Here is a 15,105-nt window from a genome sequence, read left to right as displayed (position 1 = left end):
CACCGAGCCGGAACCCGACCAGCAACTGCTGCTCGACCGGCTGCATCTACACCTGCACGAGCAACCCCCACCGAGGATTACTGCCGCTCACCAAGCTTCCATACACTAATCGCTGTGTAGTGCCGACCTTTGCCCCTGCGGTGCAAGCCAACCAATGGGTTACGTGAAAAATAGGCGCGAATAGTCGAAGACGGGTTAGCACAGGAGCATGACCGGATCTCGATTCCGGCGTCCCAGCCGTAATGAGTGCGCCCCGGCGGCCCCATCCGTTTCGCCCGCACCCGGCTACCCCAGGTCCCGGGCTGGCAGCCTCGCCAGGCGTTATACTCCCGCCCTTTTTGCGGAGTCCCGCCGCCGTGTCATCCCTCGCCGCGTCCACCGCCAAGGTGGGCAGCTACACGTTGCTCTCGCGCCTGCTGGGTTTTGTGCGCGATCTGGTGATCGCCCGGGTCTTCGGGGCGGACGCGGGCACTGATGCCTTCTTCGTCGCCTTCAAAATCCCCAACCTGATGCGCCGGCTGTTCGCCGAAGGGGCCTTCTCCATGGCCTTCGTGCCGCTGCTCAACGAGTATACGGAGCGACGCAACGGGCGAGAACTCAAGGACTTCATCGACGCCACGGCGGGCACCCTGGGGGCTGTCCTGCTGGTGGTCACCCTACTCGGCATCCTGGCCGCCCCGCTGCTGGTGCTGGTCTTCGCCCCCGGATTTGCGGACGCGCCCGACCAGCGGGACCTGACGGTGGCGATGCTGCGGCTCACCTTCCCCTATGTCCTGTTCATCTCGCTCACCGCGTTCGCCGGCGGCATCCTCAACACCTACGAGCGCTTCGGGGTGCCGGCCTTCACGCCGGTCCTGCTCAATCTCACCCTGATCGGCTGCGCCCTCTGGCTCGCCCCGCGGATGACGGCGCCGATCACCGCCCTGGCCTGGGGGGTGCTGATCGCGGGGATCGCCCAACTCGCCTTCCAACTGCCGTTTCTGGCGCGTCTGGGGCTCCTGCCCCGCCCGCGGCTCGCGCTGCGAGACCCCGGGGTGCGGCGCACCGTGCGTCTCATGGGTCCCGCCTTGTTCGGCGCCTCGGTGGGCCAGCTCAACCTGCTGCTCAACACCATCCTCGCCTCCTTCCTGGTCAGCGGGAGCATCTCCTGGCTCTACTACTCGGATCGGCTGATGGAGTTCCCCATGGGCCTGCTGGGTGTAGCGCTCGGCACCGTGATCCTGCCCCGGCTGTCCCAGCGTCACGCGGCCGAGGACCCGGCCGCCTTCTCCGACACCCTGGATTGGGGGCTGCGCTGGCTGCTGCTGCTCGGGGTGCCGGCCGCGCTGGGGCTCTTGGTGTTGGCCGGCCCGATCATCGCGTCCCTGTTCTACTCGGGCACGTCGGGGGGTGCGACCGAAGGCTTCAGCGCGCAGGACGCCCGCATGACCGCCCAGAGCCTGATGGCCTACGCCCTGGGACTGGTCGGCTTCATCGGTGTCAAGGTGCTCGCCCCCGGCTTCTATGCCCGCCAGGAGATGATCGTCCCGGTGCGGATCGCCGTCATCGCCATGGCCATCAATATTGCCGCCAGCCTCATTCTGATGGTCCCCATGGGACATACGGGGCTCGCATTGGCAACCACTCTTTCCGGGCTCGCCAACGCGGCGCTGCTGCTGCGCGGACTGCGCCGCGCGTCGATCTATCGCCCCCGGCCGGGCTGGATGGCGCTACTCGCCAAGGGCCTGGGCGCCAACCTGCTGATGGGCCTGACCCTGTATCTCGGCACTGGACCGATCGATGCATGGCTCGCCATGAGCGGCGGCGCGCGGGCCTGGGAGTTGTGTCTGTGGCTGCTGACCGGCGGCGCCGTCTATGCCGCAACCCTGCTGGCCGTCGGCATCCGGCCGCGGCATCTGCTCCAGGTCTGAGCAACGCGGACCGACGGCGGCAGACCAGCCGCGCACTGGCGTTGGCCACATAGCGCCACTGCGCCTGGATGGTCGCCGCGCACCGGAGCCCAAGCACCAGAAATGTTAACGAGATTTTACACAGGTTGAACGCGGCGGGCCGCGACTCCGGTGTATGCTTTGGCGATGGAACAACCGCCCCGCCACATGAAAAAGGCAGGACCCCGACGGCCTCGCATGCAGGCGCAGAGCCAGGGCCTGACACCGGCTGACCCGCTGCCGAGTTCCGGCTGGGTCCCGCAGGACGCGACCGAGCTCCCCCAGGCGCGCCAAGCGCTGGAAGACGCCGCCGGACTCTGGCGTGCCATGATCGAAAGCCGTTATGTGATCAAAGTCCTGATCGATCCGGACGACGGGCACATCGTCGACGCCAATCAGGCCGCTGCCGAATTTTATGGCTATCCCCGCGAGGTCTTGAAGCAACGCCACGCCTGGGATCAAAACGCCGACATGCCGCGTGAGGCCCTCTTGGCGCTCTTCGCCGATTTCAAGACCGGACGGGCGAATCGGGGGACCGAGTTCCTGGCCCGGCATCGGCGGGCCAATGGCGAAATCTGCGAGGTCGCCGTCCATCTCGATCTGATTCACCGCGACCACCGCAGCCTGCTGCTGGCGACGGTGCTGGACATCACCGAGCGCAAGGCCGCCGAGACCGCACTGCAACGCAGTGAGATGCGCTTCCGCACCCTCTTTGCCGCGGCCAAGGTCGTGATGCTGCTGATCGATTCGACCACCGGCGCGATCGTCGACGCCAACGCGGCGGCCGCGGCCTACTATGGGTTCACGCTCGGGCAACTGCGCGGCATGGCGATCGGCGCACTCAATACCCTCAGCGCCACAGAGATCACCGCACAAATCCATCAGGCCGCGGCAGGGCAGCGTTGGCTATTCCACTTTCGGCACCGCCTGGCCGACGGCACCCTTCGCGACGTCGAGGTACACTCCGGGCCGCTCGAGCTGGATGGCCGCCCGCTCCTGTATTCGATCGTCCACGACATCACCGATAAGAAGGCGGCCGAGGACGCACTGCGCGCCAGCGAGGAGCGCCTGCAACTGGTGCTGGAGGGGTCCAGCGACGGCTTCTGGGACTGGAATGTGAGAACCGGAGAGATCCTGTTCAGCCGACGCTGGGCGGAAATGCTGGGCTACGACCAGACCGAGGTCCAACCACATATCCGCATCTGGAAACAGCTGATGCATCCCGACGACCAGCAGCGCTCCCGGGCCGCCCTACACGCCCATTTCGCCGGTGACACCGCGCGCTACCAGGTCGAACACCGAATCCGGACCAAGCAGGGCGAATGGCGCTGGTTTCTGCATCGCGGCAAGGTGATGGCCCGCGACGCCCGGGGCCGACCAGTGCGGATGGCCGGCACCCACACCGACATCACCGAGCGCCGCCGCATCGAAACGGCCCTGCGGGTCAGCCTGGTCGCGGCCGAACGCCACGACGCCCAGATGGTGGCACTCAATCGGATGAACGAGCGGCTGCTGTCTTGCGAGACCCGCGCGGCAGCCTACGCGGCCATCGCGCGCAGTGCCGGGGAGCTGTTCGCCGGCTTCAGCGGGGCGCTGGCGGTCTTTGGCGAGGACGCCGGAGCAGACCTGCAGGTGGTGGCCGATTGGGGCGACCTCAGCATCCTGCCGACGACCTTCCCGCGCGGTCACTGCTGGGCCTTGCGCCGCGGCGAGGTCCATGAGGTGATGGACCCCACCCGAGGCTCTCACTGCGGACACTTCGCCGACCCGCTGCCGTTTCCTTCCCTGTGCATTCCCTTGACGGTACGGGGTGAGACGCTCGGGCTGTTGCATGTCGGCGCCCGCCAGACGCTCACCGAGGGCCAGTTCGCGGACCTGCGCACCCTCGCCATCGCGGTCAGCGAGGCGGCCAGGCTGGCACTCTCCAACATCCGCTTACAGGAGACCCTGCGGGAACAGGCGATCCGCGATCCGCTCACGGGGCTCTTCAACCGCCGCTACCTGGACGAGACCCTGCCGCGCGAGCTCCAGGTCAGCCGCCGCCGGGGCGAACCGCTGGCCGTGGCGATGCTGGACCTGGACCACTTCAAACGCTTCAACGACGCCTACGGCCATGAGGCCGGCGATGCCGTGTTGCGTGCGGTCGGCGCCCTGCTGAACGCGTCCTTGCGGGCCGGCGACCTCGCCTGCCGCTATGGCGGCGAGGAGTTGACCCTGATCCTGCCCGGCACCAGCCTCGACGCTGCCCGCGAGCGGCTGGACGGCCTGCGGCGGGCCATCATGCAAACGCGCATCCTCTATCGCGGCGGCGACCTGCCGGCGATCACCGCTTCCGTCGGGGTCGCGGTCGCCGGGGGCGAGGAGACTGACGCCACCGCGCTGCTGGCCCGGGCCGACGCGGCCCTCTATCGGGCCAAGGAGGCCGGGCGCAACCGGATCGTCGCCGACGAGGTGCCGGTCGGCTGACGGCGCGCCCACGCCGCAATAGCGACTGTCCCCTGACGGGCATGGGGGGCCGGTGTATGCTTTGCCGATGGAACAACCGCACCACCACGCCAAGCAATCAAGGCCCCGGCGGCCTCGCCACGAGGCGCAGGGCCAGGCCCTGGCGCGGGAACACCAGGCGCTGCTGGATAACGCCTTCGTCGGGATCTTCGTCGTTCGGGAGCGCCGCTTCGTGCGCGCCAACCGCCGCGCCGAGTCCCTGTGCGGCTATGCCCCCGGGGAGCTGATTGGCGTCTCCACCCAGGTCCTCTATCCCGACCATGCCGCCTTCCTGGCGCTGGGCGAACGGGCCTATCCGGTCATCGCGCGCGGCGAGGTCTTTGCCGACGAGGTGGAGCTGGCCCGCAAGGATGGCACCCGCTTCTGGTGTCTGATGCGCGCCCAGGCCCTGGCGCCGGGGCAACCGCAGGAAGGGGTCATCTGGTTCCTGGAGGACCAGACCGAGCGCAAGCGGGCCGAGGCCGCGATTCAGGCCAGCCTCGACTTCCAGAAGGACTTGCTGGAGGCCATTCCCACCCCGGTCTTTTACAAGGACACGGCCGGGCGCTATCAGAACGTCAACCATGCCTTCATCGAGCTCTTCGGCGGCACCGCGTCGGAGTTGATCGGCCAGACGGTCTACGACGCCTGGCCGCGCGAGACCGCCGACATCTTTTTTGCCAGGGATCAGGCCTTGTTTCAGCATCCAGGCGTCCAGATCTATGAAACCCAGGTTCTGAACCAGCGCGGCGAACGGCGCGATGTGGTCTTTCATAAGGCGAGCCTGCACTATCCCGACGGCACCCTGCGCGGTCTGATCGGCTTCGTCCTGGACATTACCGAGCGCAAGGCCGCCGAGGCCGCGCTGCACCGCAGCGAGGAGCGCTTCCGCACCCTCTTCAGCGCCTCCAAGGTGGTGATGCTGCTGATCGATCCGGCCACCGGCGCGATCGTCGATGCCAACGCCGCCGCCGCCGACTACTATGGCTTCACGGTCGGGCAATTGCGCGCCATGCAGATCGGCGCCATCAATACACTCAGCGCGGAGGAACTCGCCGCGCAAATACGCCGCGCCGCACAGGAAGAGCATTGGCTCTTCCACTTTCGGCACCGCCTGGCCAGCGGCGCGCTCCGCGATGTCGAGGTCCACTCCGGGTCGCTGGAGCTGGATGGCCGCCCGCTCCTGTATTCGATCGTCCACGACATCACCGAGCAGAAGGCGGCGCAGGACGCCCTGCGCGCCAGCGAGGAACGCCACCGCTCGGCCCTGGCGGCCCTGGCCGAGGGGGTCGCCGTCTATGACCGCCACGGCGCACTGATCGCCGCCAACCCGGCGGCGGAGCACATCCTGGGGCTCAGCACCGACGCGCTCCGACAGCGGCCCGTCGACGCCGCCACCTGGCGAATCATCCGCCCCGACGGCACGGCCTTTCCGAGCGATGCCTGGCCAACGGTGGTGACCTTGAGCACGGGGCTGCCGCAGCGCGATGTCACGATGGGCGTCATCAAGCCGGATGGCGGACTCACTTGGATTCAGGTCGGCACCGAACCGATCCACGATACCCTCACCGGGGCCTTGCAGGCGGTCGTGGTCTCCTTTGCCGACATCACCGCCCGCAAGGTCGCCGAGGATGCCCTGCGTGCGAGCGAGGAGCGGCTCCAATTGGTGCTGGACGGCTCCAACGACGGTTTCTGGGATTGGAACGTGACCACCGGCGCGATCCTGTTCAGTCGCCATTGGGCCGAGCTGCTCGGCTATGACCTCACCGAGGTCCAGCCGCATATCCGCGCGTGGAAACGGCTGATGCATCCCGACGACCAGGCGCGCTCCCAGGCGGCCCTGCAAGCCCATTTCGCGGGTCACACCAAGCACTACGAGGTCGAACATCGCCTGCGGACCAAGCAGGGCGACTGGCGCTGGTTTCTGCATCGCGGCAAGGTCACGGCCCGCGACGATCAGGGCCGGCCGCTGCGGATGGCCGGGACCCACACCGACATCACCGAACGCCGCGGCATGGAAGAGGCCCTGCGGGTCAGCCTGGTCGCAGCCGAACGCCACGACGCCCAGATGGTGGCGCTCAACCGGATGAACGAACTGCTGCTGTCCTGCGAGACCCGGGCGGAGGCCTATGCGGTCATCGCCCGCGCCGCCGGGCGACTGTTCGCCGGCTTCACCGGCGCCCTGGCGGTGTTTGACGAGGACGCCGGCGCGCCGGACCTGCGGGTGGTGGCGGTTTGGGGCGAGCCCGACGTCCTCCCGGCGACCTTTCCCTTGAGTCACTGCTGGGCCTTACGCCGCGGGGAGGTCCACGAGGTCATGGACCCCGCCCGGGGCGCCCGCTGCGGGCATTTCGCCGACCCCCTGCCGTTTCCCTATCTGTGCATCCCATTGATGGTACGAGGTGAAACGCTCGGACTGTTACACGTCGGCGCCCGCGAGGCACTCACGGCGGCCCCCTTCGGCGACCTGCGCACCCTGGCCATCGCGGTCAGCGAGGCGGCCAAGCTGGCGCTGTCGAACCTGCGCTTGCAGGAGACCTTGCGCGAGCAGGCGACCCACGATCGGCTCACGGGGCTCTTCAACCGCCGCTATCTGGACGAGGCCCTGCCGCGCGCCATTGAGGTGAGCCGCCGCCGGGGCGAGCCGCTGGCCGTGGCGATGCTGGACCTGGACCACTTCAAGCGCTTCAATGATGCCTATGGCCACGAGGCCGGCGATGCGGTGCTGCGCGCCGTCGGCGCCTTACTGAACGGCGTCATCCGGGCCGGCGACCTCGCCTGCCGCTATGGCGGCGAGGAACTCACCCTGGTCCTGCCCGGCGCCAGCCTCGAGGCCGCCCGCGGGCGCCTGGATGGCGTGCGGTTGGCGATCATGCAGACGCGCCTGTCCTATGAAGGCAGGGAGCTGCCCGCCATCACGGTCTCCATCGGGGTCACGGTCGCCGGGGCGCAGGAGACGGACGCCGTCGCCGTGCTGAAGCGGGCCGACGCGGCCCTCTATCGGGCCAAGGAGGCCGGGCGCAACCGGGTCGTCGCGGTTGCGGCGTAGGTCGGGTTAGGCGCGCCGCACCAACCCAATCGACACCGAGGGCGCCAGGCGCGCCGTAACCCGACAGCGGCGCATGCGAATGTCGGGTTACGCTACGCTAACCCGACCTACGGGTTCCCCCCTCCGAGTTTGCCATGACACTGACCCTCGCCCCCCCGCCCCTTGACCTCACCCAGTGCGAGGCCGAGCCGATCCATATCCCCGGTGCGATTCAGCCGCACGGTTGCCTGCTGGCGCTGCAGGGACCGAGCCTGCGAATCGTCCAGGCGAGTGCCAACTGCCAGGCCCTGCTGGGCCACGCGGCAGCCGACCTGCTGGGGTGCGAACTGGCCACGGCGCTGGGTCCGGCCCTGGCCGCCGCGGTGGGCGAGGCGCAGGTGCGCTATGAGGAACTGCCCGCCATCCCGGCATCCTTGCGTTGGCGAGGGCAAGGCGGCGCCTGCACCGGCTATGTCCACCAATCCGATGACCTGGTGGTGCTGGAGTTGGAACCCGCGCCGGCCGCGCCGGCCGCACTCGGCGCCCTGCTGACCCAGGCGGTGCGGGGCTCCAGCGCGATCCATACCCAGACCGAACTGCCCGCCAAGCTCCAGGGCGCCGCCGAGTTGTTCCGACGCCTCACCGGCTACGACCGGGTGATGATCTATCGCTTCGATGAGGACTGGCACGGCGAGGTCGTCGCCGAGGCCCGCCGCGCCGATCTCCAGCCCTATCTGGGCCTGCACTATCCGGCCTCCGACATCCCGCCCCAGGCGCGGCGCCTCTATCTGATCAACCATACGCGGGTGATTGTCGATATCGACTATGCCCCGTCCCCGCTCCTGCCGGGGGTCAATCCGCTGAACGCGCGGCCGCTCGATCTCTCGCGCAGCGTGCTGCGCACCGTCTCGCCAATGCACCTGGAGTATCTGCGCAACCTGGGGGTCAGGGCGACGCTGACGACCTCGCTGCTGCGCGACGGGCAACTCTGGGGCCTGATCGCCTGTCACCACGGCGCACCGCTCCCGGTCTCGGAGGAGGTCCGCGAGCTCGCCGACTGGCTGGGGCAGGACCTGGCGACCCAGATCGCCCTGGCGGAGGAGGTCAGCGCCCGGCGCCACGAGGAGCAGCTCAAGCGATGCCGCGCCCGGATCACCAAGGCGCTGCGCCACGGCAGACGCCTGGCGGACCTGCTCGCGGGGCCGGATCTCGCCGATGTCCTGGGCACGGTCGGGGCCGAAGGCGTGGCCCTGATCAAGGGCGAGAAGGTCATCACCGGCGGCCGGACCCCCGAGCCCCCACAGATACTGGCGATCACCGCGGGCCTGGACGCGCTGCACCAGGACGGCCACACCGATCTCTTCGCCACCGATCAGCTGAGCGCACACCTGACCGGCGTGGCGGACCTGGCGGGCAGCGCCGCCGGGGTGGCGGTCTTTCCCCTGGACCCGGCGCAGACCATGCGTCTCATCTGGTTTCGCGGCGAACAGTTGCGCGAGGTGACCTGGGGCGGCAACCCCGACAAGGCGGTGGACCGCGGCCCCGACGGGCGGCTCAGCCCGCGCCGCTCCTTCGCCGCCTGGTCCCAGAGCGTGCGCCTGCACAGCCGGCGGTGGCACCCCGCGGACCTGGATTCGGTCCGCAAGCTCGGCGCTCTCATCGATATCGAGTGGCGTCGGGTGGCCGAGGAGGCCGTGCGCGCCAAGGATGCCCTGCTCAATGACGCATTGGACTCGCTGACCGACAATCTCGCCGTCCTGGACGGCAACGGTGTCATTACCCTGGTCAATGCCGCCTGGCGGCGCTTTGCCGAGCAGAACGGCGGCGGGGTCGACTGCCAGCCGGGGGCGAATTATCTGGAGGTGTGCCGGCAGGTCTTGTCCGGCCAGGACAGTGTGGAGGCGGCCGCTGCCCTGCACGGCATTCAACAGGTGCTGGACCGGGTCCAGGGCGCCTTCAGCCTGGTCTATCCCTGCGATTCACCGACCGAAGCCCGCTGGTTCGAGATGCGGGTCTTGCCGCTGCACGGCCCCGACCCGGGGCTGGTGGTGGCACACGAGGACATCACCGCCCGCACCCTGACCGCGGAGGCCCTGCGGGCGAGTGAGGAGCGCCTGCGGCTGGTGCTGGACGGGGCGAACGACGGCTTCTGGGATTGGAATGTGACCACCGGCGACCTGTCGGTCAGCCCGCGCTGGGCGCAGATGCTGGGTTATGACCCGGCCGAGCTCGAGCCCGGCGTCCGCGGCTGGGAACGGCTGGTCCATCCCGACGACCTGCCAGGGGTCTGGGCCGAGATAAAGGCCCATTTTGCCGGCGCGACGCCGCGTTATGAGAGCGAACACCGGCTGCTGGCCAAGGACGGCGGCTGGCGCTGGGTCCTGGCACGCGGCAAGGTCACGGCGCGCGACGCCCAGGGCCGGCCGCTGCGTCTGGTCGGCACCAACACCGACATCACCGAGCGTCGGCGCCTGGATGAGGCGCTGCGCCTCAGCTTGGCCGAGGCGCGGCGTCACGACGCCCAGATGGTCACGTTGAACCGCATGAACGACCTGCTGCTCTCCTGCGAGACCTGCGAGGAGGCCTATGCCATCATCGCCCAAGACGCTGCGGAGCTGTTTGCACCCTTTAGCGGCGCCCTGGCGATCAACAAGGGACCAGGGTCCGACCTGCGGCGGGTCGCCGCCTGGGGCGCCCCCGGGCGACTGCCCCCAACCTTCGCGCTGTACGACTGCTGGGCACTGCGGCGCGGCCAACCCCATGAGGTGGCCCCGTCCCGCGATGAACTCGCCTGCCGGCACTTCACCGACCGGCCGCCGACCAGTTCAATCTGCGTGCCCTTGAACGTGCGCGGGGTAACCCTGGGCCTGCTGCAGGTCGGCACCGACGCGGCGCTGACCGACGGGCAGAGCCAGGAACTGCGCACACTCGCCGTCACGGTCAGCGAGTCCATCAAGCTGGGCCTGTCCAATATCCGGTTGCAGGCAGCCTTGCGGGAGGGGCGCGGTGACCGCAGCGTCTGACAGCCCCCGGGCGGCCGTGCGAGCGCGGCAGCGCGGGGTTACGCTACACCAACGGCCATGGCGCCCGCACCACCCCGCAAGATGAAAGTGGCGGGCGCCTTGGCCGTTCCCCCACTCCGCCCTCCCCCACAAGGGGGGAGGGAGAATTGGAGCGCGCTCCCGGCGCGACTTTCATGGTAAACGACCGACGGGGCACGGGGTCCGGTATGCCTGACCCAACACATTCCTGGACACTCACATGGCACTGACCCTCGCCCCACGGCCCCCTGACCTCAACCAGTGTGAGGCCGAGCTGATCCACATCCCCGGCGCGATTCAGCCCCACGGCTGCCTGCTGGCGTTGCACGGGCCCGCCCGGCGGATCACCCAGGCGAGCGCCAACACCCAGGCCATGCTGGGCATCAAGGCGGCCGACCTGCTGGGGTGCGAACTGGCCGCCACATTGGGGCCGGCACTGGGCGGCGCGCTTGACGAGGCCCTGGCCCGGTATGAGGAACTGCCCGGGGCGCCCGCCGCGTTCGGCTGGCAAGCACCAACCTGCGGCCCCTGCACCGGCTATGTCCACCAATGCGATGACCTGACCGTGCTCGAGTTGGAGCCCGCGCCGGGCGCACCGGCCGCACTCGGCACCCTGCTGACCCAGGCGGTGCGCGGCTCCAGCGTGATCCATGCCCAGCGCGAACTCCCCGCCAAGCTCCAGAGCGCCACCGACCTGTTCAAACGCCTCACCGGTTATGACCGGGTGATGATCTATCGCTTCGACGAGGACTGGCATGGGGAGGTCGTCGCCGAGGCCCGCCGCGCCGACCTGGAGCCCTATCTCGGCTTGCACTATCCGGCCTCGGACATCCCGGCTCAGGCCCGGCGGCTGTATCTGATCAGCCATACACGCGTGATCGTCGATGTCGACTATGCGCCATCCCCGCTGCTGCCCGGGGTGAATGCGGTGACCGGACGGCCGCTCGATTTGTCCCGCAGTCTGTTGCGCAGCGTCTCGCCGGTGCATCTGGAGTATCTGCGCAACATGGGGGTGCGTGCCTCGCTGACGGTGCCGCTGCTGTGCGACGGGGCACTCTGGGGCCTGATCGCCTGCCACCACGGCGCGCCGCGCCCGGTCTCGGACGCGGTGCGCGAACTCGCCGACTGGCTGGGACGGGACCTCACGCCCCAGATCGCGCGGGCCCAGGAGATCAGCACGCGGCAGTACGAGGCACAGCTCGCGGGCTGCCGCAATCGGGTCATCGAGGCCCTGCGTGGGGGCACACGGCTGGCGGACCTGCTCGCCGGCCCCCACCTGAGCGATGTGCTGGGCACGGTCGGGGCCACGGGCGTGGCCCTGATCAACGGCGGGGGAGTCACCACCGGCGGCCTGACCCCCGCGCCACCACAGGTGCTGGCCATCGCCGAGGGATTGGCCACACTGCATCAGGACGGCCAGCCCCAGGTCTTCGCCACCGACTGCTTGAATGCGCACCTGCCCGGAACCGCGGACCTGGCGGGCAGCGCGGCCGGGGTGGCGGCGTTTCCCTTGGACCCCACCCAGCCCATCCGACTGCTCTGGTTTCGCGGCGAACAGATACGCGAGGTGAGCTGGGGCGGCAACCCCGACCGGGCGATGGCCCGCAACCCGGACGGCCGGCTCAGTCCGCGCCGCTCCTTCGCCGCCTGGTCACAGAGTGTACGGCTGCACAGCCGGCGGTGGCACCCCGCGGAGCTGGAGTCAGTCCGCACGCTCGGCGCACTGATCGATATCGAGTGGCGCCGGGTGGCCGAGGAGGCGCTACGGGAAAAGGAGGCGCTGCTCAATGACGTGTTGGACTCGCTGACCGCCCATCTCGCGGTGCTGAACAGGGACGGAGTCATCACCCTGGTCAATGCTGCCTGGCGGCGCTTTGCCGTACAGAACGGCGGCAGTATGGACTGCCTGCCGGGCGCGGATTATCTTCAGGTATGCCGCCAGGTCTTGTCCGGCCAGGACGGGATGGAGGCGACGGCCGCACTGCGCGGCATCCAACAGGTACTGGACCAGGAGCAAGGGGCCTTCAGCCTGGTCTATCCGTGCGATTCGCCCACGCAGGCCCGCTGGTTTGAGATGCGGGTGTGGCCGCTGCGCGGTCCCCGCCCGGGGGTGGTCATCGCGCATGAGGAGATCACCGGCCACCGACTGGCCGCGCAGGCCCAACGCGCCAGCGAGGAGCGCCTGCAACGGGTGCTGGAGGGGTCGAGCGACGGCTTCTGGGACTGGAACATCGCCACCGCGGAACTGCTGTTGAGTCCCCGCTGGGCGCAGATGCTGGACTATGACCCGGCCGAGCTCGAGCCGAGTTCACGCACCTGGGAACGGCTGGTCCATCCGGATGACCTGCCGCGGGTCCGGGCCGAGGTGCAGGCCCATTTGGCCGGCGCCACGCCGCATTTTCAGAGCGAATACCGGATGCTGGCCAAGCACGGCGAATGGCGTTGGATACTGGATCGCGGCAAGGTAACGGCCCGCGACGCACTGAGCCAACCGCTGCGGATGTCCGGCACCCACAACGACATCACCGAACGCCGCCGGTTGGATGAGGCACTGCGCCAGAGCCTGGCCGAGAGCCGGCGCCATGAGGCCCAGACGGACGCGCTCAACCAGATGAACGACATGTTGCTCTACTGCGAGACCTGCGCCGAGGTCTACGCCATCATCGCCCAAGGCGCCGCAGTCCTGTTTGCCCCCTATTCCGGCGCCTTGGCGGTCAACAACGGTTCAGGCTCCGGCCTGGAGCGGGTCGCCGCCTGGGGCCCCTCGCAGGGCGTACCGCCAACCTTCGCACTGCACGACTGCTGGGCCTTGCGGCGCGGCCACCCGCATGAGGTCGAAACGTCCCGCGCGGACATCGATTGCCGGCACTTCCCCGCCGCCCCGCCGCCCGCCTATGTGTGCGTGCCACTGAACGTGCGCGGCGCGACCCTTGGCCTGTTGCACGTCAGCGCCACGCAGGCACTCACACCAGGGCAGTTCCAGGCACTGCACACACTCGCCGTCACGGTCAGCAAGTCCATCAAACTGGCGCTGTCCAATCTCGGGTTGCAGGCGGCCATGCGGGATACAAGCCCGTGACTGCGACGCCCCGATCCTGCTGCGCTCCCGGGGGCGACCCGCGTATACTTCGCCGTCCCTTCACCAGGGCATCCGCTCCATGAGACTCATCCGCGGTTTACACAACCTGCGCCCCACTGACCGGGGTTGCGTCGCCACCATCGGCAATTTCGATGGGGTCCACCTGGGACACCGCGCCGTCTTCCAGCGCCTGCGCGCGCGCGGGCGCACCCTGGGGCTCCCCGCGACGGTCATCACCTTCGAGCCCCAGCCGATGGAGTTCTTCGCCCCGGATCGGGCCCCGGCACGCCTCACCCGCTTGCGCGAAAAACTCAAGGCCATCCTGGACTGTGGGATCGAACGCGTCATGCTCCTGGAATTCGGGCCGCGCCTGGCCAGCGTGGATGCGCGTGACTTCGTGCGCCGCCTGTTGCTGGATGGCTTGGGCGTGCGCTTCCTCATGATCGGTGACGACTTCCGCTTCGGCCACGGGCGCAGTGGTGACGAGGCCCTGTTGCGGCGCATGGGTATGGAGGCGGCGCAGGCGGGATTCGAGGTCGAGAACCACCACACCATTACCCACGGTGAGGAGCGCGTGAGCAGCACCCGGGTGCGCGAGGCCCTGGCCCGCGGGGACCTGGAGCAGGCCGCGCACCTGCTGGGCCGGCCCTACCGCATGCAGGGCCGCGTGGGTCATGGCGATCGCCGCGGACGCACCATCGGTTTCCCCACCGCCAACCTCGACCTGCACCGTCGGGTGAGCCCACTGCTCGGCGTGTTCGCCGTCCAGGTGCATCGCCTGCCCGGCGGCCCCCGCCCCGGGGTGGCCAACATCGGCACCCGCCCGACCTTTGACGGGGAGGGCTGCCGGCTGGAGGTGCACCTGTTCGACTTCGACCAGGAGATCTACGGCCGCCACCTGGAGGTGGAATTCCGGCTCAAGCTGCGCGACGAGCAGCGCTTCGACTCATTCGACGCACTGCGCCGCCAGATCGACCTGGACGCGGTGGCGGCGCGGGAGTTTCTGGAGCGCGCGGGTGCGGCACCGGCGGACGCGGCGGACGAGCTGTGAGCCCTTGATGACTCGATCCACGACCTACTCTAAGGCCCGCGCCAACCTGGCGTCACTGTGCGACCAAGTCACCGCGACGCGGGAACCCGTCATTATCCGGCGGCGCCAGGGCCGAGACGTGGCCCTGATCTGTGCGGATGAACTCAAGAGCCTGATCGAGACCGCCCACCTGCTACGCTCGCCGAGGAACGCCGAGCGACTCCTCGCGGCTTTGGAACGGGCGCGGGGCGCAAACCGAGCCACCGTCATCACCCACCGCCTTGCGGACGGAGATCGAGACTGACGCGGAAGGCGGTTGACCGCGAAATCCGGCGGCGGTCTACAATTGACTCCGGCATCGCGGGCGAGAAACCACTGGAGAGCGCCCTCGCTAGGTGGCCGAAGGTCCGGGTCGCGGCGCTGCAACAACGGACGTAACCCCGCGATGCCTAATACCGATGGAGCATCGCCCGCCGCGCGGCCGGTCGCATTGAATGGACCGGACACCCCGGTTA

General features: G+C 69.0%; 7 protein-coding genes. All 7 read left to right on the top strand.

All coding sequences use genetic code 11. The features are described 5' to 3' along the window. Window positions 1-356: 356 nt before the first annotated feature. Window positions 357-1,910 (top strand): murein biosynthesis integral membrane protein MurJ, encoded by a 1,554-nt coding sequence (gene murJ, locus QZY44_RS21685; protein ID WP_295452081.1) that lies wholly within the window; start codon window positions 357-359, stop codon window positions 1,908-1,910. A 216-nt stretch (window positions 1,911-2,126) separates the two neighbouring features. Further along, complete coding sequence (locus tag QZY44_RS21680) at window positions 2,127-4,394, top strand: sensor domain-containing diguanylate cyclase (RefSeq protein ID WP_295452078.1); 2,268 nt, start codon at window positions 2,127-2,129, stop codon at window positions 4,392-4,394. Window positions 4,395-4,461: 67 nt separating this feature from the next. Continuing rightward, window positions 4,462-7,461, top strand: coding sequence for a PAS domain S-box protein (locus QZY44_RS21675; protein WP_295452077.1), 3,000 nt, complete (start codon window positions 4,462-4,464; stop codon window positions 7,459-7,461). A 134-nt stretch (window positions 7,462-7,595) separates the two neighbouring features. Then, complete coding sequence (locus tag QZY44_RS21670; RefSeq protein WP_295452076.1) at window positions 7,596-10,463, top strand: PAS domain-containing protein; 2,868 nt, start codon at window positions 7,596-7,598, stop codon at window positions 10,461-10,463. Window positions 10,464-10,701: 238 nt separating this feature from the next. Next, complete coding sequence (locus QZY44_RS21665; protein WP_295452074.1) at window positions 10,702-13,560, top strand: PAS domain-containing protein; 2,859 nt, start codon at window positions 10,702-10,704, stop codon at window positions 13,558-13,560. A gap of 79 nt (window positions 13,561-13,639) precedes the next feature. After that, window positions 13,640-14,611 carry a bifunctional riboflavin kinase/FAD synthetase gene (gene ribF, locus QZY44_RS21660; RefSeq protein WP_295452072.1) on the top strand — a complete coding sequence of 324 codons (972 nt, stop codon included), beginning with the start codon at window positions 13,640-13,642 and terminating at the stop codon, window positions 14,609-14,611. A 7-nt stretch (window positions 14,612-14,618) separates the two neighbouring features. Next, a complete protein-coding gene (locus QZY44_RS21655; protein ID WP_295452068.1) occupies window positions 14,619-14,894 on the top strand; it encodes a type II toxin-antitoxin system prevent-host-death family antitoxin in 276 nt (91 codons plus the stop codon). Window positions 14,895-15,105 lie beyond the last annotated feature (211 nt).

The organism is uncultured Thiodictyon sp., assembly GCA_903837595.1.
GTDB lineage: Bacteria > Pseudomonadota > Gammaproteobacteria > Chromatiales > Chromatiaceae > Thiodictyon.
The sequence above is the reverse complement of the archived record's forward strand: the minus strand, read 5'-3'. Positions and strand labels throughout refer to the sequence as shown.

Coding starts and splice junctions, on each gene's coding strand:
- QZY44_RS21680 (WP_295452078.1), top strand. CDS start 2,127: ATGCAGGCGCAGAGCCAGGGCCTGACACCGGCTGACCCGCTGCCGAGT.
- QZY44_RS21675 (WP_295452077.1), top strand. CDS start 4,462: ATGGAACAACCGCACCACCACGCCAAGCAATCAAGGCCCCGGCGGCCT.
- QZY44_RS21670 (WP_295452076.1), top strand. CDS start 7,596: ATGACACTGACCCTCGCCCCCCCGCCCCTTGACCTCACCCAGTGCGAG.
- QZY44_RS21665 (WP_295452074.1), top strand. CDS start 10,702: ATGGCACTGACCCTCGCCCCACGGCCCCCTGACCTCAACCAGTGTGAG.
- ribF (WP_295452072.1), top strand. CDS start 13,640: ATGAGACTCATCCGCGGTTTACACAACCTGCGCCCCACTGACCGGGGT.
- QZY44_RS21655 (WP_295452068.1), top strand. CDS start 14,619: ATGACTCGATCCACGACCTACTCTAAGGCCCGCGCCAACCTGGCGTCA.